Genomic DNA, 25,758 nt, shown 5'->3' with positions numbered 1-25,758 from the left:
GCGTGACACCCACCGGTGTCACGCCTCGGCGGCGAAGACCACCTGGTAGCCGCTGGCCCGCAGCGCGCTGATCAGCGTGTCCGAGTGCTCCACGCCCCGGGTCTCCACCGACAGCGCCACCTCCACCTCGCCGAGACTGAGGTGCGGGTTGGCGCGCTGGTGCTCCACGTCCACCACGTTGGCCCGGTGCTCGGCGATCTGACTGAGCAGCGACGCCAGTTGTCCCGGCCGGTCCGAGCAGCGCACGGTCACCCGCAGGTAGCGGCCCGCGGCGGCCAGACCGTGCTCGATCACCCGGAGCATCAGCAGCGGGTCGATGTTGCCGCCGGAGAGCACCGCGACCACCGGCGTCTCCACCTCGACCACGCCGGCCAGCAACGCGGCGACGCCGACCGCCCCGGCCGGCTCGACGACCTGCTTACCGCGCTCCAGCAACATCAACAGCGCCCGGGAGATGTCCTCCTCGGAAACCGTGACGATCTCGTCGACGAGCTTGCGCACATGGTTGAAGGTGATCTCACCGGGCCGACCGACCGCGATGCCGTCGGCGATGGTGAAGAACGCCGGCAGCCGGACCGGCTCCCCGGCCACCAGCGAGGGAGGAAACGCCGCCGCGCCGGCCGCCTGGACGCCGATGATCCGGACGTCCGGTCGCAACGCCTTCACGGCGACCGCCATGCCCGAGATGAGACCGCCGCCGCCGACCCCGGTGATGATCGTCTTCACGTCCGGGCACTGTTCGAGGATCTCCAGCGCGACCGTGCCCTGACCGGCGATCACGTCCGGGTGGTCGAACGGGTGGATCAGCACCGCTCCGGTGCGCTCGGCGTAGGTGTGCGCGGCGACAAGTGACTCGTCGACGGTGTTGCCGGCGAACTCGACCTGCGCGCCGTACCCCTTGGTCGCGGCCACCTTCGGCAGCGGCGCGTTGACCGGCATGAAGACGGTGGCACGCGTGCCGACCAGGCCCGCGGCGAGAGCCACGCCCTGCGCGTGGTTGCCCGCGCTCGCCGCGACCACGCCGCGCTCCCGCTCCGCCGCCGACAACCGGGAGATCCGCACGTACGCGCCGCGCACCTTGTACGAGCCGGCGCGCTGCACGTTCTCGCACTTGAGCCAGGTCGGCCCGCCCAGCGCCGCGCTGAGCGGACGGGAGGGCTCCAGCGGGGTGGTCCGGATGACACCGGCGAGCAGTTCCCGTGCAGCCCGCACGTCGTCGAGACCGACCAGTTCCGTCATGCCCCGATCGTGCCACCCGCCTCCGGAGCCCTCTGCGGCGACACCGCTTCCGGCAAAGGCCCCCGCTCCCGTTCACCGGCTGATCCACTCGACATCACCGAAACCGCGGTATCAACCTCGTGTGACAGCGCGGTTTCAGCAATCCCGTGTCGATCATGCCCGGGACGAGGCCTCCGGACCCACGGGCGGAGCCACCGGACCTGCGGGCGGAGCCACCGGACCTGCGGGCGGAGCCGCCGGACCCATGGGCGGAGCCACCGGCCAGGCCTGAACCGCTGGCCAGCCGGGGGCGGCCGGCCATGCGGGCTGCGCGCGGGCGACGCGGGCCTCCTGTGCGGCGGAAATCCGCTGGATCAGCAGGTAGAACGTCACGGCGGCGAGCACACAGGCCACCGCCGGCACCGCGTTGCGAAGGAACGAGTCCCGGTAGTAGTCGGCGTACGCCTGATAGTCGCCGGCGGCGGCGGGGTTCTCTGGCAGGACGTCGTAGGCTCGGCTGTCGAGGCGACTGGCCAACCTCTCGCCGACGCTGAACACCAGCCAGGAACTCCACCAGACGATCACCAGGGGCGGGGTGACCCGCCGCCAGAGGCTGTCCCGCGCGACGTTGCCCACCACGCGGGCCGGCACCACGAAGTTCGCGAACGGCACCAGCCAACCGGCGATCGCCCACCCGGCGCCCAGCGTCGGCAGCGCACCCGGGAACGCGTCGGTGTTCTTCCGCGCCCGCCACGTCCAGATGATCACCAGCACGGCGGCGGTAAGGTACGCCACCACCATGGGCAGCGCCGCCAGCACGCCGACGACCGCCGCACCGAGCAACAGATCTGGGTCGTTGTCGGCCTGTGCCCGCCGGGACATCGCCCACCCGAGCAGCGGGGAGAGTGCCACCAGGAGGTACAGCACCGCAGTCGCGCCGACCGCGATGCGCGCGGCCAGCCCGATGCCGCGTACGGAGTAGGTCGGCAGCCCCGGAGTGACGGCGGGTTGGCCGAGCGGCGTGTGGCAACGCTGACACTCGTGGAACGCGGAGGACGCGGTGTCCCCGCAGGTCTGGCAACGCATGGCTGTCTCCCGCTCAGAGCGACGGTGCGCGCACACCGTAGACGATCAGGCGGCAGCCGGCGACCCTGTTCCGACCCGGGGGTAACCGGGAGCGTGACGAGTCCACGGCGCGGCCATCTCGAACTGGCCGGCCACCCCGAGCAGTAGCAGTTCCGAGCCGGGCGGACCGACGAGCTGCACGGCGACCGGCAGACCGTCCGGGCGGCGGCCGACCGGCACCACGATCGCCGGCAGACCGGCGATGTTCCACGGTGCGGCGTACGGGGCGTACCGGATGTTGGCCGTCATGTTCGCCCGCCAGGACCGGTCGGACCAGCGGGCCGCCTCCGGTGGCGCGCTGGCCAGCGCCGGGGTGAGCAGCAGGTCGACCGAGTGGTCGGTGAAGAAGTCGACCGACCGTTGCCGCCACGCGGCCCGGTCGGCCTCCCGCACGTAGCCGCGACGCTGCGCCCACTCGCCCAGCGCGACATGCCGTCGGGTACGTCGTTGCAGGCCACGGCGGTCCAACCCGGCGGCCCGCACGTCGGTGGCGGCGGCGGCGAACCAGGTGGCGATGCCCTGCAGGCCCAGCGCGGTGGGGTAGACCGGATCGGCCGGCACCGTGTCGTGCCCGGCGGCGGCGAGGAGCCGACCGGCGGCGGCGACCGCGTCCCGGTTGGGCGCGTCCGGTGCGACACCCCGCACCGGGGAGCGCAGCGAGACACCCACCCGCAGCCGCTGCGGCGGAACCAGCTTCTCGGGACGCCGGCCGGCGAGCACCGAGAAGCCCACCGCCGCGTCGGCGACCGTGCTGGTCAGCATGCCGTGCTCGGTGAGGCCGAACCAGTCGTCCGTGCCGAGCTGGCAGGGGACCACTCCCCGGCCCGGCTTGAGCCCGACCAGCCCGCAACAGGCCGCCGGGATCCGGATCGAGCCGAGGCCGTCGTTGCCGTGCGCGATCGGCACCAGCCCGGCGGCCACCGCGGCGGCCGCGCCGCCGGAGGAACCACCGGGGGTACGCGTGCTGTCCCACGGGTTGCGGGTCACCGCGCTGTCGTCGTCGGTGAGCGCCCACAGCCCCAGCTCCGGCATCCGGGTCACACCGAGGATCACCGCACCGGCGCCGCGCAGCCGACGTACCACCTCGTGGTCGGCCTCCGCCACGTCGCTGCGGGCGGCGGCCGAACCGTTCCAGGTGGGCAGACCGGCGACCGGAGTGTTCTCCTTGACCGCCACGGGCACCCCGGCCAGTGGCAGGTTGGCCAGGTCCTCCTGCTCGTCGACCTTCTCCGCCTCGGTGATCGCCTCGCCACCGCGAACGGCGCGGAACGCGGCCAGCTCACGGTCGGCTCGGGAGATGTATTCGAGGTGGTCGGCGACGACCTGGGTCGCCGAGACGTCACCTCGGCGTACGCCCCGGGCGATCTGCTTGGCGGTCGCCCCGACCCAGGTCGCCATGATGTCCTGCACGGCCATCCTCCCCCAGCGGTCAGCCCAGCGCCTGCTCCAGATCGGCGAGTAGGTCGTCGACCGTCTCGATGCCGACAGACAGTCGCACGAGATCGCCGGGAACTTCAAGCGGCGAGCCGGCAGCACTTGCGTGTGTCATCCGACCCGGGTGCTCGATCAGGGATTCCACGCCGCCCAGCGACTCGGCGAGCACGAAGAGCTTGGCGCGGTTGCAGATGTCCACCGCGTGCTCCTCACCACCGGCGGCACGGAACGAGATCATGCCGCCGAACCGGCGCATCTGCTTGGCGGCGACCTCGTGACCGGGGTGCGAGGGCAGCCCCGGATAGAGCACCTCGGCGACCTTGGCGTGCCCGTCGAGGTACGCGGCGAGCCGCTCGGCGTTGTCGCAGTGCCGGTCCATGCGTACCCCGAGGGTCTTGATGCCGCGCAGGGTGAGCCAGGCGTCGAAGGGGCCGTTGATCGCGCCCATCGCGTTCTGGTGGTAGCGCAACTCCTCGCCGAGCGCGGTGTCCGCGACGACCAGCGCGCCACCGACCACGTCGGAGTGCCCGCCGATGTACTTGGTGGTGGAGTGCACCACCACGTCCGCGCCGAGCGCGAGCGGCTGTTGCAGGTACGGCGAGGCGAAGGTGTTGTCCACCACGAGCAGCGCGCCCGCGTCGTGTGCCACGGCGGCCAGGGCGGCGATGTCGGCGATGCTCAGCAGTGGGTTGGTCGGCGTCTCCAGCCAGACGATCTTCGTGCGGCCGGGCCGCACCGCCGCCCGGATCGCCGCCGGGTCGGAGACCTTCGCCGGCGTGAACTCCAGGCCCCAGCGCTGGGCGACCCGGGCGAACAGCCGGTACGTGCCGCCGTAGGCGTCGTCCGGGATCACCACGTGGTCGCCCGGCTGGCAGACGGCCCGCAGCAGGGCGTCCTCGGCGGCCAGACCGCTGGCGAAGGTGAGCCCCACCGGCCCGCCCTCCAGCGCGGCCAGGCACTCCTGGAGCGCGTCCCGGGTCGGGTTGCCCGAGCGGCTGTACTCGTAGCCGAGCCGGGGCGCGCCCACGGCGTCCTGGGCGTACGTGCTGGTCTGGTAGATCGGTGGGATCACCGCGCCGGTCCGCGCCTCGGGGTCCTGACCGGCGTGGATCGCGAGCGTGTCGAAGCCGTGGTTCATTCTGGTGAGGCTAGTGCCCCGCCGGAGTTGACTGGAACGGAACCCGCGCTCCCGGGCGCGGGGCCGGACCGTCTGGCCCGGCCCCGCGTACGCCGACCATCCGTCGGCGGGCCGGTCAGCCGGCCGGAACGGGCAGGACGTGCAGGGTGACCGGGTGGTCCCCGGTCCAGTCGTAGGAGACCGCGTAGACCCGGGCTCCGTTGGGCGCCCAGGCCAGCGCTCCCGGGCTGAGGTCGTCGTTCAGCTCGAAGTGGGCCAGCTCGGTGCCGTCGACCCGGAAGACGAACACGTCCGGGTCGTAGGAGGCGTCCGCTCCGCCGGCGATCCTGGTGCCGTCGCGGGACACCTCGACCGCATTCGGGTACGCACCGGTGGGATAGGTCACGGACGGGGTGCTGATGTCGGCGAACGGGAACGCCTGCACCACGTACGGGGCGCCGGACGCGGTGAAGACGGTGGTGCCGGTGGGGTCGAGCGCGACGTCCTGCAGGTTGCTGCCGACCGCCATGAAGTCGTTCTCCCTGGGCGCGCTCAGTGCTCCCCCGGTGCCGATCGTGTACGCGTACACCGACGCGGGGCTCAACCCGGGCTGCCCGGCCAGGAGCACCGAACGATTCTGGCTGGCGGCGGTCAGCAGCGGGGCGTCGTAGAAGTCCTGACCGGTGGCCACCCCGGTGGTCACCACTGCCGGTTGCCGGCCCAGATCGATCCGGCCGATGTTGCCGCCCCACTGGTCACAGCCGTAACCGAACCACAGGTACCGCCCGGTCAACGCGAGCGACGACGGGCACTCCCCCGCGCCGGTGTCGTACCGGGCCGACTCGGCAAGCGTTCCGGTGTTGAAGGCGGCGATGGCGTTGGCGCTGGGCAGCGCCACGTAGAGCGTCTGCCGGTCGGCGCTGAGCAGCAGGTCGCTGGGGCCGGGAAGCCCCGACAGGGTGCCGATCACCGTGCCCGTCGCGCTGGTCACCACGACCTCGGTCGAGGAGTAGCCGCCGCTGACGAAGACCCGGTCACCGGCCGACACCACGTCGGCCACGCCCGGCAGTGACAGCGGGGTGGCCGTCTGCGCGGGAGCTGCCTGGGCGGGAGTCGAGATCGTGGCGGTCAGCAGGCCGACGGTCAGGGCGGCCAGCGCCAGGGTCGGACCTCTTCTGATCTGCAAGGTGCGTCCTTTCGGAGTCTCGACGAGCGAGACCGCGACGGCCCGGGGTCCTGAGGTCGCAACGGAATCGGATCGTCGTCGTGAGGGCGCAGTCCAAGCGGCAGCCCGCCTCGGCCGATCGGCCGGGCGTCGCTGCCGCGACAGCACGTCACCCCCGTGTGCTTATCCAGACCGGTCAATGATTATCACAGTCGATGCGCGCGTGGGGGGCACCGTGATCCGTCGGCTCGTCGGCATAGCCTGAGCGGATGAGTGGGTGCGTGTTCTGCGGGATCGTGGCGGGTGAGGTGCCGGCGTTCCGGGTCGCCGACACCCCGGACGGGGTGGCGTTCCTGGACACCCGGCCGGTGTTCAAGGGACACGTGCTGGTGGTGCCCCGAGTCCACCTGGTGACCCTGGCCGAGTTGCCGGCGGACCTGCTGCCCGGCTACTTCGCGCTGGTGCAGCGCCTGGCGGTGGCCGTGGAGACCGGTCTGGGCGCCGGCGGGACGTTCGTGGCGATGAACAACAAGGTGTCCCAGTCCGTCCCGCACCTGCACACCCACGTGGTCCCGCGCACCAAGGGCGACGGGCTGCGGGGCTTCTTCTGGCCGCGCACCCGCTACGAGGACGACGCCGAGGCCGAGGCCTACGCGGACCGCGTCGCCGCCGCACTCCCGGACGGGGCCTGACTCACACCGGCGCGGGTAAGGAAGGTGGACCCACCGGTGTTACACGCTGGGAGAGGTACGAGAGGAGATCCCCACGTGTTTTTGCGCCGTATGAACGCTGAGATGGTTTCGCCCGACCAGGCCCTGCCGGGCCGTCCGATCGCCATGCCGGTCGCCGACCGCCACGAGGTGCTGGGCACCCCGCTGAAGGGCCCGTTCCCGGAGGGCCTGCAGGTCGCGGTCTTCGGCATGGGCTGTTTCTGGGGAGCCGAGCGGCTGTTCTGGACGCTGCCGGGCGTCTACACCACCTCCGCCGGCTACGCGGGTGGCATCACCAAGAACCCGACGTACGAGGAGACGTGTTCCGGCCGGACCGGGCACGCCGAGGTCGTCCAGGTGGTGTACGACCCCAGCAAGATCAACTATGAGGACCTGCTGAAGGTCTTCTGGGAGAACCACGACCCGACCCAGGGCATGCGCCAGGGCAACGACGTGGGCACCCAGTACCGCTCGGCGATCTACACGACCACCGACGAGCAGCGGGCCATCGCGGAGTCGTCCCGGGACGCGTTCCAGCCGATCGTGAACCGGGCCGGCAAGGGTGAGATCACCACCGAGATCGCCCCGCTCGGCGACTATTTCTTTGCCGAGGACTACCACCAGCAGTACCTCGCGCCGACCAAGAACCCGAACGGGTACTGCAACCACGGCCCGAACGGCCTGAGCTGCCCGGTCGGCGTGGCCCGAGTCGGCGGCTGAACCGAGGCGTTAGGCTGAATCGAACATAGGGAGGGCACGATGAGCGGCGACAGCGCTAGCCGTCCGTACGGTTACGCCAAACCGGTCGTCGTGCCCGAATCCCTTGATCAGCTTTGCGGGCCGACATCCGGCACAGTCCAGCTAACACGCCACTTGAAGTGGTCCGGCAACCCTCGTTACGACCTAACGCAGCCCGGGCGCATCGGCGACCTGTACCGGACGGTCCTCAATGAGGCTGCGAGTCCGGCCGACCTCCACACCTACGTCAGCCGCGACTCCCTGATCCAGCTCTGGCCGTCAATGTGGTTACCCCAGGCCGTTCGCCGAGCCTGGGAAGAACGCTTCCCTCAACTCCGCAGCGCCCCTCCCCGCGCAGCCTGAACGATGCTGCCCAGTCATCTAAAGATCACCAGGCTCTCGGTGCGGCCGGCCGGTTTGGCTTCGCCCTGGCCGGTGGATACGCGGTGAGCGCTCACGGGATGGGAAGTCGGCTCAGCGGCGACGTGGATCTCTTCACTGATCGGAATGACACGTTTGCCCGCCTGCTCGTCTACGGCAATGATCCAGGCGGGGAGCCGGACAAGCTGGAGATGTCGGCGGACTGGCGAGCGCACGCTCCGGTCATGTCCCCCGTCGGCCCTGTTCTCCATCCCGACGACGCCGTCGCGAACAAGATGTGTGCGCTCTTCGGCCGCGCCGAGGCTCGAGACTTCCTCGACGTGGACGCCGCGCTGCTGAGCGGCCAATACACGAGGGAACGCCTACTCGAGCTGGCTGCGGCTGCGGATCCCGGCTTCGACCCGCGTGCCTTCGCGGACGCACTGGGCGCGTTGACCCAGATCACGGACGAGGATTTCGACTGCTACGGCCTACCGGCCGCCGAGCTACCCGCCGTCCGCGACCGGTTCGCGCACTGGCGACGCGAGCTCACCGACACTCCGTAGGCGCAGCGGCTGAGACCGCGTCTGCCTGTTCACATGCAATGCCCGGCCGCCGATGAGGTGGCCGGGCATTCCCGTTCGACCCTGTGATCGAAATCCGTTGCAGACCCCGCCGAGGACTCGATAACGTGGCCGTACACGTGAAAGGAGGTGGTCCAGACTTGTATAGCAATCGGACTCGTGAGGTGGCTGTCAGCTAGCCGCTGTCCTCGACAGTGATCGGTCCGCCGCAAGGCGGGCACCAGCACCATCGTCGAGACCGTGTGGCAGCGGTGCGGCGAATCCACGACAGCCACCCGACCCCCGGGGTGCCGGCCAAGTCCAGCCGGCCCGCGCACCTGCGCGGAGCGCCCCGGGGGTCGCTCCATCTCCGGGGAGCGGCGATGTCCATGCGCGAGCTGGTGATCCTCGGAACGGCCAGCCAGGCGCCGACCCGTCAGCGCAACCACAACGGGTACGTGTTGCGCTGGGACGACGAGGTGATCCTCTTCGACCCGGGCGAGGGCAGCCAGCGTCAGCTCCTGCACACCACGGTCACGGCCACCGACCTGACCCGGATCTGCGTCACCCACTTCCACGGCGACCACTGCCTCGGCCTGCCCGGCACCATCCAGCGACTCTCCCTGGACCGGGTGCCGCACCCGGTCGCCGTGCACTTCCCGGCGGGCGGCGCCGAGTACTTCGCCCGGCTGCGGCACGCCACCTCCTTCTACGAGACCGCCGAGTTGCAGGTCACCCCGATCGAGGAGGACGGGCAGCGGATCGCGCTGCGCTGCGGCACGCTGGAGGCACGCCGGCTGCGGCACCCCATCGAGACGTACGGCTATCGCCTGGTCGAGCCGGACGGCCACCGGATGCTGCCGGAGCAACTGGCCGCGTACGGCATCGGTGGGCCGGCTGTCGGCGAGCTGATCCGCGTCGGGCACCTGGACCTCGACGGGCGTCGCGTCACCCGCGACGAGGTGAGCGTGCCCCGGCCGGGCCAGCGGTTCGCGTTCGTGATGGACACCGGCCTCTGCGACGGGGTGTACGCCCTCGCCGAGCACGCCGACCTGCTGGTCATCGAGTCGACCTTCCTGGAGTCGGAGGCCGCGCTCGCCGCCGAGGTCGGCCACCTGACCGCGGCGCAGGCCGCCCGGGTGGCCACCGAGTCCGGGGTACGCCGGCTCGTGCTCACCCATTTCTCCCAGCGCTACTCGGACCCGCGCCGGTTCCACGACGAGGCCCGCGCGCACTTCGACGGTGACCTGATCATCGCCGAGGACCTGACCACGGTGCAGCTCCCACCCCGCCGGGTAGCCTCGACCGGATGATCGTCACGCTCCGCCCCGCGACCGCTCGCGACCTGATGGCGGTGGGCGCCCTCCACCAGCGCTCCCGGGTCGCCGCGTACTCGGCCTTCCTGCCGGCCGAGGCGTTGGTCGACCCGACGCCGGAGGCGATGGGGCGGTACTGGGCGGAGCGGTGGCAGTGGGAGCGGGACAACCACCGGATGACCGTGGCCGAGCGGGCCGGGACGCTTGTCGGGTTCAGCTACCTGGGCCCGGACGACGAGGACGACCCGGCCACCGGGTTGCTCAACGCGATCCACCTCGACCCGGCCGAGCAGGGCCGGGGCAGCGGCCGCCTGCTCATGGTGGACGCCCTGGACGCCATGCGGGCGCAGGGCTGGCGACGCGCGGTGCTCTGGGTGCTGGCCCAGAACGCGCGCGCCCGCGCCTTCTACGAGCGCGGCGGCTGGACCCCCACGGGCGACGAACGGGACGAAGCAATCGGATCAGCACAAACCCGCCAACTCCGCTACACCCGCCCCCTCTAAGCACCACCCCCAACCCCCACCCCAACCCCAACCCCAACCCCGACCCCGACCCCAACCCCGACCCCGTCGATCTTGGAGTTGTGGTGGGGACTTTGGGCATGGGTGCCCGAATTGCGCACCACCACAACTCCTTGATCGACCAGGGTGGGTGGGTGGGTGGGTGGGTGGGTGGGTGGGTGGGGCAGGGTTGGGGTTGGGGTTGGGTTAGTGGGCGCCCAGGTGGGCCAGGAGGTCCTGGCGGGTCAGGACGCCCTTGGGCTTACCGTCGACCAGGACCAGGGCGGCGTCGGACTTCTCCAGCAGGCCCACCGCCTCGCTCACCGGCTGACCGCCACCGATCATCGGCAGCGGGTCGCCCATGTGCCGCTCGATGGTGTCGTGCAGGTGGGCCTGGCCGGTGAAGAGCGCGTCGAGCAGGTCCCGCTCGGCGATCGAGCCGGCCACCTCACCGGTCACCACCGGCGGCTCGGCCTTGAGGACCGGCAGCTGCGAGACGCCGTACTCGCGCATGTAGTCGATGGCGTCGCGGACCGTCTCGGTCGGGTGCACGTGCACCAGCTCGGGCAGCCCGCCCGGCTTGCTGGCCAGCGCGTCGGCAACGGTCGGCTCGGCACCGGAGTTGTCGAGGAAGCCGTACCGGGCCATCCACGAGTCGTTGAAGATCTTGGAAAGGTAGCCCCGGCCGCCGTCCGGCAGCAGCACCACCACCACGTCGTCCGGGCCGGCCTTGCGGGCGACCTCCAGCGCGGCGACCACGGCCATACCGCAGGAGCCGCCGACCAGCAGCCCCTCCTCGCGGGCCAACCGCCGGGTCATCTCGAAGGAGGCCTTGTCGGAGACCTCGACGATCTCGTCGGCGACACCCTGGTCGTACGTCTCCGGCCAGAAGTCCTCGCCGACGCCCTCCACCAGGTAGGGCCGGCCGGTGCCGCCGGAGTAGACCGAACCCTCCGGGTCGGCCCCGATGATGCGCACCCGACCCTCGGAGGCCTCCTTGAGGTAGCGCCCGATGCCGGAGATGGTGCCGCCGGTGCCGACGCCGGTCACGAAGTGGGTCAGCCCACCCTCGGTCTGCTTCCACAGCTCCGGGCCGGTGGTCTCGTAGTGCGAGCGCGGGTTGGCCGGGTTGCTGTACTGGTTGGGCTTCCAGGCGCCGGGAATCTCCCGGGTCAACCGGTCGGAGACGTTGTAGTACGAGCGCGGATCCTCCGGGGCGACGGCGGTCGGGCAGACCACCACCTCGGCGCCGTACGCCCGGAGCACGTCCTGCTTGTCCTGGCTGACCTTGTCCGGGCAGACGAAGACGCACTTGTAGCCCTTGAGCTGGGCCACCAGGGCCAGCCCGACGCCGGTGTTGCCGCTGGTCGGCTCGACGATGGTGCCGCCGGGCTTGAGCAGGCCGGCGGCCTCGGCGTCCTCCACCATCCGCAGTGCGATCCGGTCCTTGACCGAGCCGCCCGGGTTGACGTACTCCACCTTGGCCAGCACGGTGGCCTGGATGCCCTCGGTGACGTTACGCAGACGTACCAGCGGGGTGTTGCCGATCATGTCGACGACGTTGTCGTAGTACTGCACGGTGTGCCCTTCGTTGCGGCGCCGGCAACGGCGGCCGGGCAGACGTTTCCTCGTCGCCCAGCGTACGTGCCGTCAGGGCACCAGCCCCCCGGGGATGACCGAGCTGCGGCGGGCCTCCCACTCCAGGAAGCGATCGGTCTCGGCGAGCACGCTGCCCGCCAACCACGTGATCATGACAGCGTCGTCGGCGAGCCCGAAGATCGCCAGCGGGATCTCCGGGAGCAGGTCGATCGGCGAGACGATGTACGCCGTCGCCGCCGTCATCAGGGCCAGCCGAAGGCCGCCGTCGTACTCCCCCTTGGTGGTGGCCCGGATCATCCGGGGCAACGCAGCCAACCGCGTGCCCAGCGACGGCCCCCCGCGTGCCCCGGCCGTCAGTGCCCGCGCCAGGGCCGCGAAGGCCGCGCTGCGCTTCAGTGTCTTCCCCATCGTCGCGCTCCTCTCCGCCGGATCAGCGTGGCGGGTCGGCGCAACTCGGCCGGCCTCTGCCGTACCGATACCCCGCCGCGTCGGTTTCCAGGCACTCGGGAGCCGTCACGACGACAGCGGCGTGTCGGACCGGCGCGATAATGTCGTGGTATGGGGGTGGCTGATTCCGTCGTACCCGGTGAGCGCTGGCGGCAGACCCGGCGGTTCGCCCGCCTGGCGGCGATCGGGACGGGCGCCACCGCGGCGGCCGCGGTGGCGACCGGCGGGGTGCTGCTCGGCCAGGCCCGGCAGGCCCGACGCACCATCCCGATGGCCGAGGCACCGCCGCCGCGCTGCGACGGGATCTACGGCGCGAAGTTCCCCGGCCCAGCCCTCACCATGGTCGTGCTCGGTGACTCGTCGGCCGCCGGCTACGGGGTGCACCGCCGTCGGGAGACGCCGGGCGCGCTGCTCGCCACCGGCCTGTCCCGTCGACTGCACCGGCCGGTTCAACTGCACCGCTTCGCGGTGGTCGGTGCCATCTCGTCGGCACTTCGCCACCAGGTGGAGGCGGCGCTGGAGTGCCGACCCGACATCGCGGTGATCCTCATCGGCGGCAACGACATCACCAACCGGACCCCGCGTGGGCTGGCGGTGCGCTACCTCGTCGAGGCGGTGCACACGCTGCGCGACAACGGCTGCGAGGCGGTCGTCGGCACCTGCCCCGACCTGGGGGCGATCCGTCCGATCCAGCCTCCGCTGCGGTGGCTGGCGCACCGGTGGAGCCGACAACTCGCCGCAGCCCAGACGGTCGCGGTGGTGGAGGCGGGCGGTTGGACGGTCTCCCTCGGTGATCTCCTCGGCCCCCGGTTCGCGGCGGAGCCGACCCGGATGTTCGCGTGGGACCGGTTCCATCCCTCCGCCGAGGGGTACGCGATGTGCGCCGCCGCTCTCCTGCCGACGATGCTGTCCGCGCTCGGCGCGGGGCAGGAGCGCCGGGCCACACCGACGTGGGGAGAGGGCGTACGGTCGCTGCCGGAGGCCGCGCAGGAGGCGGCCCGGCACGCCGGCACCGAGGTCAGTGGCACCCAGGTCCGGGGCCGCGACCGAGGGCCGGCCGGCCGGTGGGCGCAGTTGCGCCGCCGGGCGTTCTTCGGTGTCGTCGCGGTGCCGCAACACGGATCCGCCCCCGACGCCTCGACAGTGGAGGGACTGGCATGAACGAGCGCAGCGACCGGGGCGTGACCGCCGGCCTCGCCGGCCGGCTGGGTCGGGCAGCGGCGTTCTCGCTGCTCGCCGGCACCGTGGGCGGCGCAGCCGTCCTGGCTGGTGAGGCGTTCGTCGCCCGGCACCGGCGCTACGCCCAACCGGAGCTGGGGCTGGTCCTGCGGGCCACGATCGGCCGGGCGGGCGCTCCGCCGCTGCGGCTGGTGCTGCTCGGCGACTCGTCGGCGCTCGGCGTGGGCGTCGACCGTCTCGACGACACCATCGGCGGGCAGTTGGCCAACCTGCTCGCCGAGGGTCCGGCCGGCCGACGCGTACACCTGTCCAGCGTCGGCGTCTCAGGCTCCCGCTCGACGGACCTGGCCACCCAGGTGGCCCGGGCCCTGCTCGGTGAACGGCCCGACGTGGCGCTGATCCTGATCGGCGCGAACGACGCCACCGGGCTGCGCCGTCCCTCCGACGCGGCGGCCTATCTCGCCGCCGCTGTGCACCGGCTGCGGGAGGCGCGGGTCGAGGTGGTGGTGGGCACCTGCCCCGATCTCGGCGCGGTGCGTGCCATCGCGCCGCCGCTGCGCCAGGTGGTCGGCTGGTCGGGCCGTCGGATGGCCCGCGCGCAGACCGCCGCCGTGCTGGACGCGGGCGGCTCGGTGGTCGACCTCGCCACCGAGACCGGGCCGGTGTTCCGGGCCGACGCGGGGACGCTCTGCCACGACGGCTTCCACCCGTCCGCCGACGGCTACCGGGTGTGGGCGCACGCGCTGCTGCCCGCCATCGTCGCCGCGGCGACGGTCGCGACCCGGCGCTAGATCGTCTCCGGCCAGGGTGACATTTCCCGCCGCGTCGGCTTCTTCCGCGCCATGTTACTGGCGGGTTAACGTTGGCTCATGCCGATTGAGTCGTCCCGCGACGCCGTCATCGTCGCCACCGCCCGCTCCCCCATCGGCCGGGCGCACAAGGGGTCCCTGCGCGACGTCCGCTCCGACGACCTCGCCGCGACAATCGTCCAGGCGGCCCTGGACAAGATCCCCCAACTCGACCCGACCACGATCGACGACCTCTACCTCGGGTGCGGCCTGCCCGGGGGCGAGCAGGGCTTCAACGTGGCCCGGGTGGTGTCCACGCTGCTCGGTCTGGACACGGTGCCCGGCGCCACGCTGACCCGCTACTGCGCCTCGTCGTTGCAGACCACCCGGATGGCGATGCACGCGATCCGGGCCGGCGAGGGCGACGTGTTCGTCTCCGCCGGTGTGGAGATGGTTTCCCGCTATGCCCGGGGCAGCTCCGACGGGCTGCCGCCGGAGGCGCAGGCCCTGGTCGGCGGCGGCTGGGAGAACCCGCGCTTCGCGGCGGCCGGCGAGCGCTCGAAGCAGCGCGCGCAGGGTGGCGCCGAGGTGTGGACCGACCCGCGCGAGGCCGGTGAGCTGCCCGACATCTACCTGACCATGGGGCAGACCGCGGAGAACCTGGCCCAGGTTCACGACGTGACCCGCGCCGACATGGACGAGTTCGGCGTACGCAGCCAGAACCTCGCCGAGAAGGCCATCGCCGACGGTTTCTGGGCCCGGGAGATCACCCCGGTCACCACGCCGGACGGCACCGTGGTGAGCACCGACGACGGTCCCCGGGCCGGCGTCACCCTGGACGCGGTCGCCGGCCTGAAGCCGGTGTTCCGTCCGGACGGTCGGATCACCGCCGGCAACTGCTGCCCGCTCAACGACGGCGCGGCCGCCGTGGTGGTGATGAGCGCCCAGCGGGCCGAGGAGCTGGGGCTGACCCCGTTGGCCCGGATCGTCTCCACCGGGGTGACCGCCCTGTCACCGGAGATCATGGGCCTCGGGCCGGTCGAGGCGTCCCGGCAGGCGCTGCGCCGCGCGGGCATGACCATCGACGACGTCGACCTCGTCGAGATCAACGAGGCGTTCGCGGCGCAGGTCATCCCCTCCTACCGCGAGCTGGGCGTCCCGGAGGAGAAGCTGAACGTGATGGGCGGGGCGATCGCGGTCGGTCACCCGTTCGGCATGACCGGCGCCCGGATCACCGGCACCCTGCTCAACGCCCTGGAGTGGCACGACAAGACCATCGGTCTGGAGACCATGTGTGTGGGCGGCGGCCAGGGCATGGCCATGGTGCTCGAACGGCTGAGCTGAGCTGAGGCAGCCTGCCCCCGCGCCTCACGGAGTGGGCCTCAGAGCGCGCTGCGGGTCGCCGTCACCTCGGCGGCGGCCCGCGCCAACACCTCGTCGCCGGCTCCGGTGGCCCGCAGGTCGGCCGTCACCACCCGCAACTGGTCGGGCAGCGCCAGGTCGTTGTCGAGCCGGGGCACGCTCCGGCGCGGTTCGCCCTCGGCGTCGGCGGCCAGGTTGGCGAGCTCCTGCACCAACCGGTGCACCAGGTCGGCGCGGGGCACGTTGCCGGTCGTCGCGACGGCCGCCCAGCGCGGCTGCTGCCAGTGCCCGACCTGACCGACCAGCAACCGTACGGCCTGTTCCAACTCCGCTGCGCTCATCGCCGCCGAGTCTACGGCCGACCCGCGCGCCCGTCAGCGACGCAGGTAGCTGAGCAGCCGCAGCAGCTGCCAGTAGAGGAAGACCAGACCGGTGAGCAGGCCGAACGCGCTCAGCCACGCGTACCGGCGGGGGCGACCGTCGCGCACCGAGCGCTCGACGAGGTCGAAGTCCAGGATGAAACTGAACGCCCCGGCGATGATGGCCACCACCGAGAAGGCGTACGGCAGCCAGCCCACCTGACCACTGACGCTGTAGACCGCCAGACCCGGCCGGCCGGAGATCAGGTACGACACCAGGTTGACCACGCTGAGCACGGCGATCCCGAGCAACGTCCCGATCACCAGGCGGGCCAGCCGGGGCGTCGCCCGGATCACCCGGGCCCGGTAGAGCGCCGCCATGCCGAGGAAGACGCCGAACGTGCCGGCCACCGCCTGCACCACGATGCCCGGGTAGACCTGCTCGAAGGTGCGGCTCGCCACCCCGAGCAGCAGGCCCTGGAGCACGGCGTAGCCGACGATCGGCACCGGGTTGGTGATGCCCCGCAACGAGATGACCAGGACCAGCGCGATCGAGGCGAGCGCGCTGCCGGCCAGCGCGGCGCCGAGCCAGGCCGCGTCCGGGATCACCGCCCAGGACACCGCCGCCGCCACACCGGTGACCAGCAGCAACCCGACGGTACGGGTCACCACGTCGTCGACAGTCATCGGCTCGACGTCGCGGGCGCCGAGCACCCGGGCTTCGACCCGGCCGGTCTCGTCCAGCCGGTTGAGTACCGGGTTGTTGCTGCGCACCGCCGCCTCCTTCGCCCGCGTACCCCCAGGGCATGTGGCCCTCGCAGTCACTCTGCCCCGGGCGGACCGGCGGCGGCGGGGAAACGGCGCTGACGACGGCGCCCGCCCCCGCCGAAGCGGGAGCGGGCGCCGGTCGGCAGTGCGGACGAGGTCAGTCGTCGCCCTGGAAGTAGCTCAGCAGGCGCAGGATCTCGATGTAGAGCCAGACCAGGCTGACCAGGATGCCGAACGCGGCCACCCAGGAGTAGCGCTGCGGCAGGCCCATCCGGACGCCGTCCTCGATCTCCTTGAAGCTGAGCACGAAGCTCAGCGAGGCGACCACGATGCAGACCAGGCTGAAGCCGATGGCCAGCGGGCTGCCGTCGCGCAGGCCGGTGTTGACGCCGAACAGCGCCAGCACCAGGTTGATCATCATGACGGCGAAGAGGCCGACCATCGCCGCGATCATGCCCTTGACGAATGCCGGGGTGGCCCGGATGACCTTCGCCCGGTAGAGCATCGCCATCAGGAAGAAGATGCCGAAGCTGGCCACCGCCGCCTGGAGCACGATGCCGTCGTAGAGCGTCTCGAAGGCCTTGCTGACCATGCCGACGAAGACGCCCTCGACGACCGCGTACGCGATGACGAGCGCCGGGTTGGCCATCCGGGAGAACGAAATGATCAAGCCGAGGACCAGGCCGACGACCGCCGCGCCGATCCAGGCGGTGCCGACGAGCGCGTCGGGCACGAGCACCCAGGCGGCCGCGGCGGTGATGCCGAGGATGCCGAGCAGAGCGACGGTCTTGACGACGACATCGTCGACCGTCATCGGCGCCACGGTGGGCGGCGCGGCCGGGTAACCGGCCTGGGACGGGTACTGCTGGGGAATGCCGGGCTGTCCGTACGGCCCGGCCGGGGCGTACCCGGCGGAGCGCTCCCGCTCGGCCGCCTGGCCGAGCCGGGCGAGCACCGGGTTCGAGGTCTTCACTGTCTGGCCTCCCTCAGGGGGTCGTTTGCACGTGAACGTGCCCTTCAAGAGTAGACGGCACGGCCAAGTCCTGGTGATCACGAATGAGAATGTGTCGAGCTGGTGGGTGCCCGGGGCGGGGGTCGAACCCGCACGCCTTGCGGCAGCCGCTTTTAAGGCGGCCGTGTCTGCCTTTCCACCACCCGGGCGGGTGGCACCGGCGCGTCGACACGCGAGGTGCAGTGTCACCGTAACCGGTTAGCGGCGACCTGACGTACCCAGCAGGGCTGGCCACATTAGGGTCGGTGCCGTGAGCAGCGCAGCCCCCACGGCCCCTGAGCAGGCCTTCCGCCTCGACCGTCAGGGCGACCGCCGGCCTCGGGCGGCTCGCCTGCTGGCCGCCGTCCACCGACACCGGGCGGATCTGCTCGTCGCTCTGACCTGGGTGGCGCTCGCCGGGTGGCTCACCCACGGGCTGTGGCCCGATCCGGCCGGCCGCACCCTGGCGCTCAACCCGGAGGACCAGACCCTCTACGAATGGTTCCTGGCGGTGGACGCCCGCGCGCTGCTCGGGGACTTCGACCTGCTCACCGACCGGCTCAACGCGCCCGACGGCGTCAACCTGATGGCCAACACCACGGTGATCGCGCTCGGCATCGTCGTCGCGCCGGTCACCCTGCTGCTGGGCGCACCTGTCAGCTTCGCGCTCCTCGCCACCGCCAACCTCGCCGGCACCGCTGTCGCCTGGTACCTGCTGCTGCACCGGATGCTGCGCGCCCGCCGGCTCGCCGCCGCGCTCGGCGGTGGCCTGTGCGGCTTCGGCCCCGGCATGGTCTCGCAGACCAACAGCCACCTGCACATGACCGCCCAGTGGCTGGTGCCGGTGATCGTCTGGCTGGTGGTCCGGCTACTGCGGGCGGCCGACCCGGGGCCGGTGACACCGCCCAAGACCGGACGGACCCGACCCGGCGGGCCGGATCGCCGACGGATGGTCACCTCGGCGGCCGGGCTGGCCGGCGCGGTCAGCGCCCAGGTGTTCATCGGTGAGGAGGTGCTCTTCCTCGCCGCCGCCACGCTGCTGGTGATGGCGATCAGCTACGCCGTGGCGGACCGGGACCTGGCCCGGCGGGTGCTGCCCGGCTTCGCCGGTGGGCTGGCCATCGCCGCCGGGCTCTCCCTGCTGGTGCTCGGTTACCCGCTGTGGTTCCAGTTCGCCGGCCCGCAGGGGGTCGCCGACGGCATGTTCACCCCGGCCTACTTCTCCGCCGACCTGAGCAGCTGGTGGGCGGTCTCCCCGCTCTCGGTGGCCGGCAGCGCCGAGGCGGCCCGGCTGACCACCGGTCCGGCCGAGTACAACACCTTCCTGGGCTGGCCCCTGCTGCTGGTCACCGTGGCCTGCGCGATCTGGGCCGGGCGGCATCGCCGGTTGGTTTTCGCGTGCGTCGTGGCGGGCCTGGTGATGGGTGTCCTCTCGCTCGGCCCCGAGGTGGTGCTCGGTGGCACCAGGACCGCGATTCCCGGCCCGTACGCCCTGATCGGCGGGCTGCCGGTAGTGGACGGCGCGCTGCCGATGCGGTTCGCGTTGGCGTTGCTGCCGATCGTCGCGACGCTGCTCGTGCTGGCGGTGGACCGGGCTCTGCGCGGCACCGGTCGGGCCCGACGGCTGGTGCCACTGGCCGTCGGCGCGGCACTGCTGCCGATCTTCCCCACTCCCCTGCCGACGATCGAACGGCCCGCCGTGCCGGAGTTCGTCACCGGCGGCCACTGGCGGCAGTGCGTGCCACCCGGTGGGGTGTTGGTGCCGGTGCCGCTGCCCACGCCCAAGGAACCCGGGCCGATGCGCTGGGCCACGGCCGCCAACGCCGCCTTCAGCCTGCCCGAGGGGTTCTTCATCGGCCCGTACGGGCGGCGCGGCACCGCGGCGATGGGCACCTTCAAGCAGCCCACGTCCGCTCTGTTGGCGGACGTCGCCCGACGCGGTGACCAACCGGCCATCGGCGAGGAGCAGCGCCGGCAGGCCACCGTGGACGCGGACTTCTGGGGCGCCTCGTGCGTGGCGCTGGCCGACGACGCCCCCCACGCGGAGAGCCTGCGAAACACCCTCGAGCAGCTCTACGGCCCCGCGACCCGGATGGCCGACGCCTGGATCTGGCGGGTCTGACCCCGCCGTCGCACAGAGAAAGGCCCCTCCCCACCGCAACCGGTAGGAAGGGGCCTTACTCGTGCGTGTTCGGGTCAGACGCGGGGGGCACCGACCGGCTGGGACGCCTCGACGAACTCCTCGCGCGGGTCGTGCAACTGCCCCAGGGCGACCACCTCACGCTTGAGGAAGAACGCCAACGACCAGTCCACCACGACCCGGACCTTGCGGTTGAACGACGGGATCCGGCTCATGTGGTACGTCCGGTGCATGACCCAGGCCGGCCAGCCGGTCATCTTGATGCCGTACACCTGGGCGACGCCCTTGTGCAGACCGAGGCTCGCGACGCTGCCGACGTGCTTGTGCTTGTAGTTGACCGGCTCGCGGCCCCGGACCACGGCCACGATGTTGTCGGCCATCCGGGCGGCCTGACGCACCGCGTGCTGGGCGCTCGGCGAGCAGAAGTTGCCCGGCTCCTTGGTGAGGTCCGGCACGGCGGCGCAGTCACCGGCGCTCCACGCGCCCTCGACCACCTGGTCACCGTCGACCACCTGAAGGGTGGGCAGGCAGGTGATCCGCCGACGGTCGTCGCGCGGGAAATCGGTCGCGTCCAGCATCGGCGACGGCTTCACGCCAGCGGTCCACACGATCGTGTCGGACCGGAAGCTGTCACCGTCGGAGAGCTTGACCACCCCGTCGACGCAGGACTCGAGCCGGGTGTCCAGCCGGATGTCCATGTTGCGCTTCATCAGCTGCTGGACGGTGTACGCACCCATGTCCCGGTCGACCTCGGGCAGCACCCGCTGGGTCGCCTCGACCAGCACCCAGCGAACCTCGTCCTGGTTCAGCTCCGGGTAGTAGCGCAGGGCGTCGCGGGCCATGTCCTCCATCTCGGCGAGCGCCTCGATGCCGGCGTACCCACCGCCGACGAAGGTGAAGGTCAGCGCCGACCGTCGGACGTCCGCATCCGCCGTGGCGGCTGCCACGTCGAGCCGGTCGAGGACATGGTTGCGCAGGTAGATCGCCTCGCCGATGGTCTTGAACCCGATGCCCTGCTCATGCAGACCAGGGATCGGCAGGGTGCGGGAGACCGACCCCGGGGCCACGACCACGTGGTCGTAGGTGATCTCCCGGGCCGGGCCGCTGATCGGCTGCACGGTGGCGACCTTGCGGTCGTGCTCGATCCGCGTGACCGTGCCGGCCACCATCTTGCACCGCTTCAACTCCCGGCGCAGCGGCACCACGGAGTGCCGCGGGGAGATGTTGCCCGCCGCGGCCTCGGGCAGGAACGGCTGATAGGTCATGTGCGGCTGGGGGTCCACCACCATGACCTCAGCCTCACGGGAGCTGAGCTTCTTCGACAGGCGCAGCGCCGCGTACAGACCGACGTGCCCGGCACCCACCACAAGGATCCGCTTCGGATTCACGTTGTCTATCTTTCCCCGGCCGGCTCAGGTAATGCCGCTCGCGGCCCCCATCTGTGACGGAGCACAACCCGTGTGACCTGCGTAACCCTCAGATCGCAGCCGTCACCGCCGTCGCAGCAGCCAGCCCAGCAACGCCGCCGTCCCCACGGCCAGCAGCAGCCCCAGCAGGGTCACCCACTGGTATCCGGCCTCCCCACCCATGCCCGCGGCCTGCAACAACAGCACCCCCAGCACCGCGGTGCCCAGCAGGACGCCACCCGCCCGCAGCAACCACCGGCTGATCAGCGCGGGGTCCACCACCGCGTCATAGGGCAACAGTGCGGCCAGCGCGCAGAGGGTGTGCGCCAGGTAGAGCAGGGCGGCGACGGCGAGCAGCCGCCAGAGGGCGACCGGGCGGCTGTACCCGTCGGTGGCGAGCAGCCAACCGCCGACCGTGACCAACGCCGTGAAGACCGCCCAGACCCGGCGCGGACCGAGCGCGGGCAGCAGCGCGGTCACCGCCAGAAAGAGGAGCGGTCGGCCGGAAAGCACCTCGGAGGGGAAGGCCAGGACGAACCCGGCAAACACGATGACGAAGATCCCGGTCCGCACCAGCAGCGGGGTGACACTGATGCGGGCCACCGCGTTCTGGGCGGCCCGAACCCGCCCGGTCACCGCGTCGATCATCTGCCACCAACCCTCGGAGCCGTCGCCAGCCGGGCCACGTCCCGCAACACCTGGTCCAGACTGCCGGCACCGGCCCAGCGCACCACAGGTACGCCGTGCTCCCGGAGCTGCCCGATCATGACCTCCCGGTCCAGGCGCCACAGCCGGTACGCCACCTCGGCCCAGCCCAGGTCCTTCGGTGACGCCAGGTCGGTCGGCAGTGTGTCGACGGCCACCACGAACCGCCCGGCGCGGGCCAGCCGGGCGAGCATCTGCGCCGACCGTTCGTCCAGCAGCGGAGTCAACACCACCACGAGCGCGTCCGAGGAGAGCAGTTGCGGGCCGAAGACCTGGTCGTACGGCTCGTGCGAGGACGGATGGACGTGCACGTCGAGCAGCCACTCGAGAACGGTCAGGTACTGCCGACGCCCGGCGGCCGGACGTAGTCGGCGAGCGCCCGGCCCGTACTCCAGCAGGGAGACCCGGTCGCCGCGGTGCAGGTAGTGCTCGGCGATCGCGGCCGTGGCCCGGACCGTGGTGTCCAGCACCGAGGCGGCACCGCTCACCCCGCCGGACCGGCCAGCCTCGGCGAGCACGTCGATCAGCACCACCACCTCCGCGTCGCGGTCGGAGAGCGTGGCTGCCACGTGCAGCTGCCGGGCGCGCAACGACACCCGCCAGTCGATGCGACGCAGCCGGTCCCCCGGGGCGAAGATCCGTACGCCGGCCAGCTCGCCGCCCTCGCCGGGCCGGCGGGAGTGGTGCGCCCCGACCAGCCCGGCGGCGCGGGGCATGGCCTCGACAGCCTCGAACGGCTCGGTACGCGGGTACACCCGCACCCGGACCGGCTCGGTGAGCACCGCCCGGGAGACCAGCAGGCCGCCCGCCGTGGCGACCCGCGCACCGGCCGGTCCCACCGGATGCCGGCCCCAGCGCACGGCGCGGCCGGCGAGTTCCAGATCCGCCACCGTCCCGGTGGGCACCGCTGTCACGAACGGCCGGTCGGCGATCGAACGGCCCCGGCCGCTGGCCGGAGCCCCACCGTCGGCCGGCGTCGTGGCGGCGGACGGCACGTCGTCGACGGCCCCGTCGCGGGCGAAGCCGGCCCGGGTGATGCGCAACCACGGCGACACGCGGGAACGCACCACCACCAGGTCGTAGTCGACGCTGTCCGGGTTGCCGACGCTCACCGCCGCCGTCACGTCGCCGCCCTCGACCAGCGGCCCGTCCTCATCCTGGCTGATCCACACCTGCGGCAGCGCCGTGGGCCGCCGGCGCAGCGCGTACGCGGTGCCCAGCGCGAACGGGGCGGCCAGCACGATCAGGTCGACCCGTCCCAGCAGCACCCCCGCCACCAGCAGCAGGCCGGCGAGCAGCACCGCCCGGCCGAGCGCCCAGGTGGGTGCCCAGCCAGCAGCCGGTTCCGGCTCGGTGGCCATCGGCGCGGTCGGTCCGGTCATCAGTGCCGAGGCCCGCCCGCGGCGTAGCTGGGCAGCGCGCCACTCGCCGGAGCGGGGGTGGCCTCCAGCACCTCGCCGACCACGAACGCCGGGTCGACCCGGCGCAACCACATCTCCGGGCGCAGGGTGATCCGGTGGGCCAGGGCGGGAGCGGCCACCTCCTTGACGTCCTCCGGCACCACGTAGTCCCGTCCGCCGAACACCGCGCGGACCCGGGCCAGCAGCAGCAGCGCCAACGATCCGCGCGGCGAGGCGCCGACCAGCACCGACGGGTGCTCCCGGGTGGCCGCGGTGAGGGAGACGATGTAACGGCCGATGGAGTCCTCCACCACCACGTCCTCCAGGGCGGCCTGCATGGCCCGCAGCGTGGCGGCGTCGACCACCGGCTTGATGTCCGCCTCCTCACGGCGACGGCTCATCCGGCGGCGGAGCACCTCCCACTCCTCCTCGTGCTGCGGGTAACCGAAGGAGACCCGCAGCAGGAACCTGTCCAACTGGGCCTCGGGCAGCGGGTACGTGCCCTCGTACTCGATGGGGTTGGCGGTGGCCAGCACGTGGAACGGCTCGTCCAGCTTGTAGGTCACCCCCTCCACCGAGACCTGCTTCTCCTGCATCGCCTCCAGCAGCGCGGACTGCGTCTTCGGCGGCGTCCGGTTGATCTCGTCGGCGAGCAGCAGGTTGGTGAAGACCGGCCCGGCCCGGAAGGTGAAGTCGCCGTTGCGCTGGTCATACAGGAACGAGCCGGTGACGTCGGCGGGGAGCAGGTCGGGGGTGAACTGCAACCGGCGGAAGTCCAGGCCCAGCGCCTGGGCGAACGAGCGAGCGGTGAGCGTCTTGCCCAGCCCCGGCAGATCTTCCAGCAGCACGTGGCCACCCGCCAGGATGCCGGCGAGGACCAGCTCCAACGCGTCCCGCTTGCCGACCACGACGGTGCCGACCGCGTCCAGGACCGCCCGAGCCAGGTGGCCGACCTCGGCGGGGGCAATACTCCGGTCCACGTCGTTCATCAGATCTTCTCCAGTTCGGCGACGATCACCGCGAGGTCGCGTGGCGACGGGGTGCGGCGAGGCGGGGTCTCCAGGAACGTCCACAGCCGGTCACCCAGCAGGACGCGGGCGCGGGCCGGGTCCGACTCGCGGGTGACGCCGTGCTTCAGGCGCATCCGCTCGTCGGCCAGTTCACCGATCCGGGGCAGGACCACCCCGGTAAAACGTTCGGGTCGGTTCGAGGACCAGTCCAGCGGCCGTTCCCACTGGTTGATCGCGCCACGAAGCGCGTCCCGGGTGGCCCAGTTGTAGCTGCCGTCCTCCTCACCCGTGCCGGCCCGACGAGCGGGCGGCGGCGGGGGTGGCGGCGCGAGCAGGGCGGTGATCCGGCGGACCCCCAGCACGGCGAGCACCCCGGCGATGAGTACCGGCAGCGAGACCTGGAGGCCGACCGCGCGGAGGCCGACGAGCAACACCGCGACCACCGCGGCGGCCGACAAGAGGGCGCGTACCACCGGGCCGGTCCGGGAGCGGGGTGCCTGCGGGCCTTTCGGCGCCGCCTCCTCGTCGAACGCGAGCAGGTCGTCGATGCTGGTGCTGCTCATGAGGCCACCGCCGTGAGCTCTCCGCGCAGCCGACGAAGTGCGGCGCGGGCCTGGTCGCGGGTGCGTTCGTCGACCGGGCGGGTGGCGTAGCGGGCCTCCCGGTAGACGTGCGCGAACTCGGCCAGCACCTCGGTGCTGACGATCGCCGGAACGCCGGCCGCCGGGTCACCGTGCAACAGCCGGCTGACCAGGTCGGTGGGGGTGTCCCCGGCGAGCCGGGGCACGCCGGCCGCGGCGGCGGCCTCCTCCAGGCGCACCCAGCAGGCGATCACCGCCACCCGGGGGTCGGTGTCCCGGTCGTCGAGCTCCACCAGGCCGGCGTCGAGGGCGGCGACCACCTCCCGGGCGGTGCCCTCGGCGGTACGCCGGGCCCGCTGCGTCGGCAGGGCCCGGTTGGTGCGTTTCAGTGCGCCCCGGATCAGGATCCAGGACAGGTAACCGAGGGCGGCGAGGATGGCCAGCCCGAGCAGAGCCATCGCCACGGTGGCGACCCACTCCGGGATGTGTGCCTGCGTGGCCTCACCGGCGGTACGCGGCTCGACCGGGATGGACCGCGACGGCTCGGCGGTCGGGTACTCGGGCACCCACGGGACGTCCTCCGCGGCTGGCGGGATCCGGCTGGCGCCGATCGACGAGTGCCCGGACGCCAGCGCGGCACCGCCGAGCAGTGCGGCGACCGCGGCGACCGGCCACCACCGGCGAAGCAGACCGAGCGCCGAGCGCGACACCCCCGGCTCGGCGGCCGGCAACGAAGTGGGGGCGCGTGTTCCGTCGGTCATCGCCACCACCCCACGC

The 25,758-nt window shown here is 72.1% G+C and carries 25 protein-coding genes and 1 tRNA gene; 9 read left to right on the top strand and 17 right to left on the bottom strand.

Annotated features, from left to right (window positions below):
• Positions 1 to 18: 18 nt before the first annotated feature.
• The 5 genes from ilvA to AB0A90_RS05050 form a co-directional block, all read right to left on the bottom strand.
• A complete protein-coding gene (gene ilvA / locus AB0A90_RS05070) occupies positions 19 to 1,239 on the bottom strand; it encodes a threonine ammonia-lyase (RefSeq protein ID WP_357241810.1) in 1,221 nt (406 codons plus the stop codon).
• Positions 1,240 to 1,392: 153 nt separating this feature from the next.
• Positions 1,393 to 2,304: a DUF4328 domain-containing protein gene (locus AB0A90_RS05065; RefSeq protein WP_357241807.1), complete on the bottom strand. Its 912-nt coding sequence runs from the start codon at positions 2,302 to 2,304 to the stop codon at positions 1,393 to 1,395.
• 45 nt (positions 2,305 to 2,349) lie between these two features.
• The gene (locus AB0A90_RS05060) at positions 2,350 to 3,759 is read right to left on the bottom strand and encodes an amidase family protein (protein WP_357241804.1); all 1,410 of its coding nucleotides are present in this window, start codon (positions 3,757 to 3,759) and stop codon (positions 2,350 to 2,352) included.
• Between the two features lie 13 nt (positions 3,760 to 3,772).
• Positions 3,773 to 4,915 (bottom strand): cystathionine gamma-synthase, encoded by a 1,143-nt coding sequence (locus AB0A90_RS05055; protein WP_357241801.1) that lies wholly within the window; start codon positions 4,913 to 4,915, stop codon positions 3,773 to 3,775.
• Between the two features lie 115 nt (positions 4,916 to 5,030).
• Positions 5,031 to 6,080, bottom strand: a complete 1,050-nt coding sequence (locus AB0A90_RS05050) for a WD40 repeat domain-containing protein (protein ID WP_357241798.1) — start codon at positions 6,078 to 6,080, stop codon at positions 5,031 to 5,033.
• Positions 6,081 to 6,328: 248 nt separating this feature from the next.
• Between AB0A90_RS05050 and AB0A90_RS05045 the strand changes: the two genes are divergently transcribed.
• The 5 genes from AB0A90_RS05045 to AB0A90_RS05025 all read left to right on the top strand — a co-directional run bounded on the left by AB0A90_RS05045 (position 6,329) and on the right by AB0A90_RS05025 (position 10,249).
• A complete protein-coding gene (locus AB0A90_RS05045; RefSeq protein WP_357241795.1) occupies positions 6,329 to 6,751 on the top strand; it encodes an HIT family protein in 423 nt (140 codons plus the stop codon).
• Between the two features lie 75 nt (positions 6,752 to 6,826).
• Positions 6,827 to 7,489: a peptide-methionine (S)-S-oxide reductase MsrA gene (msrA, locus tag AB0A90_RS05040; RefSeq protein WP_357241791.1), complete on the top strand. Its 663-nt coding sequence runs from the start codon at positions 6,827 to 6,829 to the stop codon at positions 7,487 to 7,489.
• A gap of 479 nt (positions 7,490 to 7,968) precedes the next feature.
• Positions 7,969 to 8,433 carry a nucleotidyl transferase AbiEii/AbiGii toxin family protein gene (locus tag AB0A90_RS05035; protein ID WP_357242411.1) on the top strand — a complete coding sequence of 155 codons (465 nt, stop codon included), beginning with the start codon at positions 7,969 to 7,971 and terminating at the stop codon, positions 8,431 to 8,433.
• A 380-nt stretch (positions 8,434 to 8,813) separates the two neighbouring features.
• Positions 8,814 to 9,743: a ribonuclease Z gene (locus AB0A90_RS05030; RefSeq protein ID WP_357241788.1), complete on the top strand. Its 930-nt coding sequence runs from the start codon at positions 8,814 to 8,816 to the stop codon at positions 9,741 to 9,743.
• Entirely contained in the window at positions 9,740 to 10,249 is a 510-nt protein-coding gene (locus AB0A90_RS05025) for a GNAT family N-acetyltransferase (protein WP_357241785.1), read from the top strand. Before AB0A90_RS05030 ends, AB0A90_RS05025 begins: the two co-directional genes overlap by 4 nt.
• A 204-nt stretch (positions 10,250 to 10,453) precedes the next feature.
• Here AB0A90_RS05025 and AB0A90_RS05020 read toward each other — a convergent pair whose 3' ends face one another.
• Positions 10,454 to 11,824 carry a cystathionine beta-synthase gene (locus AB0A90_RS05020; RefSeq protein ID WP_088946256.1) on the bottom strand — a complete coding sequence of 457 codons (1,371 nt, stop codon included), beginning with the start codon at positions 11,822 to 11,824 and terminating at the stop codon, positions 10,454 to 10,456.
• Between the two features lie 72 nt (positions 11,825 to 11,896).
• A complete protein-coding gene (locus AB0A90_RS05015) occupies positions 11,897 to 12,253 on the bottom strand; it encodes a YkvA family protein (RefSeq protein ID WP_357241782.1) in 357 nt (118 codons plus the stop codon).
• 150 nt (positions 12,254 to 12,403) lie between these two features.
• Here AB0A90_RS05015 and AB0A90_RS05010 point away from each other — a divergent pair, with 150 nt between their 5' ends.
• The 3 genes from AB0A90_RS05010 to AB0A90_RS05000 all read left to right on the top strand — a co-directional run bounded on the left by AB0A90_RS05010 (position 12,404) and on the right by AB0A90_RS05000 (position 15,603).
• Positions 12,404 to 13,453, top strand: a complete 1,050-nt coding sequence (locus tag AB0A90_RS05010) for an SGNH/GDSL hydrolase family protein (protein ID WP_357241780.1) — start codon at positions 12,404 to 12,406, stop codon at positions 13,451 to 13,453.
• A complete protein-coding gene (locus tag AB0A90_RS05005) occupies positions 13,450 to 14,262 on the top strand; it encodes an SGNH/GDSL hydrolase family protein (RefSeq protein WP_357241777.1) in 813 nt (270 codons plus the stop codon). The genes AB0A90_RS05010 and AB0A90_RS05005 overlap by 4 nt, the downstream gene beginning before the upstream one ends.
• Positions 14,263 to 14,340: 78 nt before the next feature.
• On the top strand, positions 14,341 to 15,603 hold the full coding sequence (locus AB0A90_RS05000; protein WP_357241774.1) for an acetyl-CoA C-acetyltransferase: 1,263 nt from the start codon (positions 14,341 to 14,343) through the stop codon (positions 15,601 to 15,603).
• A gap of 38 nt (positions 15,604 to 15,641) precedes the next feature.
• Here AB0A90_RS05000 and AB0A90_RS04995 read toward each other — a convergent pair whose 3' ends face one another.
• The 4 genes from AB0A90_RS04995 to AB0A90_RS04980 form a co-directional block, all read right to left on the bottom strand.
• Positions 15,642 to 15,962: a hypothetical protein gene (locus tag AB0A90_RS04995; protein ID WP_357241770.1), complete on the bottom strand. Its 321-nt coding sequence runs from the start codon at positions 15,960 to 15,962 to the stop codon at positions 15,642 to 15,644.
• Positions 15,963 to 15,995: 33 nt separating this feature from the next.
• A complete protein-coding gene (locus tag AB0A90_RS04990) occupies positions 15,996 to 16,754 on the bottom strand; it encodes a Bax inhibitor-1/YccA family protein (RefSeq protein ID WP_357241767.1) in 759 nt (252 codons plus the stop codon).
• A 151-nt stretch (positions 16,755 to 16,905) separates the two neighbouring features.
• Positions 16,906 to 17,721, bottom strand: a complete 816-nt coding sequence (locus AB0A90_RS04985; protein ID WP_357241764.1) for a Bax inhibitor-1/YccA family protein — start codon at positions 17,719 to 17,721, stop codon at positions 16,906 to 16,908.
• Positions 17,722 to 17,828: 107 nt separating this feature from the next.
• A tRNA-Leu gene (locus tag AB0A90_RS04980) sits at positions 17,829 to 17,909 on the bottom strand.
• A gap of 101 nt (positions 17,910 to 18,010) precedes the next feature.
• On the opposite strand from AB0A90_RS04980, the gene AB0A90_RS04975 reads away from it, so the two are divergent.
• Positions 18,011 to 19,861 carry a hypothetical protein gene (locus AB0A90_RS04975; RefSeq protein ID WP_357241761.1) on the top strand — a complete coding sequence of 617 codons (1,851 nt, stop codon included), beginning with the start codon at positions 18,011 to 18,013 and terminating at the stop codon, positions 19,859 to 19,861.
• Positions 19,862 to 19,935: 74 nt separating this feature from the next.
• Here AB0A90_RS04975 and AB0A90_RS04970 read toward each other — a convergent pair whose 3' ends face one another.
• The 6 genes from AB0A90_RS04970 to AB0A90_RS04945 all read right to left on the bottom strand — a co-directional run bounded on the left by AB0A90_RS04970 (position 19,936) and on the right by AB0A90_RS04945 (position 25,742).
• On the bottom strand, positions 19,936 to 21,267 hold the full coding sequence (locus tag AB0A90_RS04970) for an NAD(P)/FAD-dependent oxidoreductase (protein WP_357241758.1): 1,332 nt from the start codon (positions 21,265 to 21,267) through the stop codon (positions 19,936 to 19,938).
• A 102-nt stretch (positions 21,268 to 21,369) separates the two neighbouring features.
• Positions 21,370 to 21,933, bottom strand: coding sequence for a hypothetical protein (locus AB0A90_RS04965; protein WP_357241755.1), 564 nt, complete (start codon positions 21,931 to 21,933; stop codon positions 21,370 to 21,372).
• A complete protein-coding gene (locus tag AB0A90_RS04960) occupies positions 21,930 to 23,372 on the bottom strand; it encodes a DUF58 domain-containing protein (protein ID WP_357241752.1) in 1,443 nt (480 codons plus the stop codon). The genes AB0A90_RS04965 and AB0A90_RS04960 overlap by 4 nt, the downstream gene beginning before the upstream one ends.
• Complete coding sequence (locus AB0A90_RS04955; protein ID WP_357241749.1) at positions 23,372 to 24,379, bottom strand: MoxR family ATPase; 1,008 nt, start codon at positions 24,377 to 24,379, stop codon at positions 23,372 to 23,374. The genes AB0A90_RS04960 and AB0A90_RS04955 overlap by 1 nt, the downstream gene beginning before the upstream one ends.
• Positions 24,379 to 24,963 (bottom strand): hypothetical protein, encoded by a 585-nt coding sequence (locus AB0A90_RS04950; protein WP_357241746.1) that lies wholly within the window; start codon positions 24,961 to 24,963, stop codon positions 24,379 to 24,381. The genes AB0A90_RS04955 and AB0A90_RS04950 overlap by 1 nt, the downstream gene beginning before the upstream one ends.
• Positions 24,960 to 25,742 carry a DUF4129 domain-containing protein gene (locus AB0A90_RS04945; protein ID WP_357241743.1) on the bottom strand — a complete coding sequence of 261 codons (783 nt, stop codon included), beginning with the start codon at positions 25,740 to 25,742 and terminating at the stop codon, positions 24,960 to 24,962. The genes AB0A90_RS04950 and AB0A90_RS04945 overlap by 4 nt, the downstream gene beginning before the upstream one ends.
• Positions 25,743 to 25,758 lie beyond the last annotated feature (16 nt).

The organism is Micromonospora sp. NPDC049204, from assembly GCF_040647935.1.
GTDB lineage: Bacteria > Actinomycetota > Actinomycetes > Mycobacteriales > Micromonosporaceae > Micromonospora.
This window is presented reverse-complemented; position numbering and strand designations above follow the sequence as displayed.

Coding starts and splice junctions, on each gene's coding strand:
- AB0A90_RS05015 (WP_357241782.1), bottom strand. CDS start 12,253: ATGGGGAAGACACTGAAGCGCAGCGCGGCCTTCGCGGCCCTGGCGCGG.
- AB0A90_RS05010 (WP_357241780.1), top strand. CDS start 12,404: ATGGGGGTGGCTGATTCCGTCGTACCCGGTGAGCGCTGGCGGCAGACC.
- AB0A90_RS05025 (WP_357241785.1), top strand. CDS start 9,740: ATGATCGTCACGCTCCGCCCCGCGACCGCTCGCGACCTGATGGCGGTG.
- AB0A90_RS04965 (WP_357241755.1), bottom strand. CDS start 21,933: ATGATCGACGCGGTGACCGGGCGGGTTCGGGCCGCCCAGAACGCGGTG.
- AB0A90_RS05060 (WP_357241804.1), bottom strand. CDS start 3,759: ATGGCCGTGCAGGACATCATGGCGACCTGGGTCGGGGCGACCGCCAAG.
- AB0A90_RS05045 (WP_357241795.1), top strand. CDS start 6,329: ATGAGTGGGTGCGTGTTCTGCGGGATCGTGGCGGGTGAGGTGCCGGCG.
- AB0A90_RS05030 (WP_357241788.1), top strand. CDS start 8,814: ATGTCCATGCGCGAGCTGGTGATCCTCGGAACGGCCAGCCAGGCGCCG.
- AB0A90_RS05055 (WP_357241801.1), bottom strand. CDS start 4,915: ATGAACCACGGCTTCGACACGCTCGCGATCCACGCCGGTCAGGACCCC.
- AB0A90_RS05005 (WP_357241777.1), top strand. CDS start 13,450: ATGAACGAGCGCAGCGACCGGGGCGTGACCGCCGGCCTCGCCGGCCGG.
- AB0A90_RS04995 (WP_357241770.1), bottom strand. CDS start 15,962: ATGAGCGCAGCGGAGTTGGAACAGGCCGTACGGTTGCTGGTCGGTCAG.
- AB0A90_RS04950 (WP_357241746.1), bottom strand. CDS start 24,963: ATGAGCAGCACCAGCATCGACGACCTGCTCGCGTTCGACGAGGAGGCG.
- AB0A90_RS05065 (WP_357241807.1), bottom strand. CDS start 2,304: ATGCGTTGCCAGACCTGCGGGGACACCGCGTCCTCCGCGTTCCACGAG.
- ilvA (WP_357241810.1), bottom strand. CDS start 1,239: ATGACGGAACTGGTCGGTCTCGACGACGTGCGGGCTGCACGGGAACTG.
- AB0A90_RS04960 (WP_357241752.1), bottom strand. CDS start 23,372: ATGACCGGACCGACCGCGCCGATGGCCACCGAGCCGGAACCGGCTGCT.
- AB0A90_RS04945 (WP_357241743.1), bottom strand. CDS start 25,742: ATGACCGACGGAACACGCGCCCCCACTTCGTTGCCGGCCGCCGAGCCG.
- AB0A90_RS05000 (WP_357241774.1), top strand. CDS start 14,341: ATGCCGATTGAGTCGTCCCGCGACGCCGTCATCGTCGCCACCGCCCGC.
- AB0A90_RS04955 (WP_357241749.1), bottom strand. CDS start 24,379: ATGAACGACGTGGACCGGAGTATTGCCCCCGCCGAGGTCGGCCACCTG.
- AB0A90_RS05035 (WP_357242411.1), top strand. CDS start 7,969: ATGGGAAGTCGGCTCAGCGGCGACGTGGATCTCTTCACTGATCGGAAT.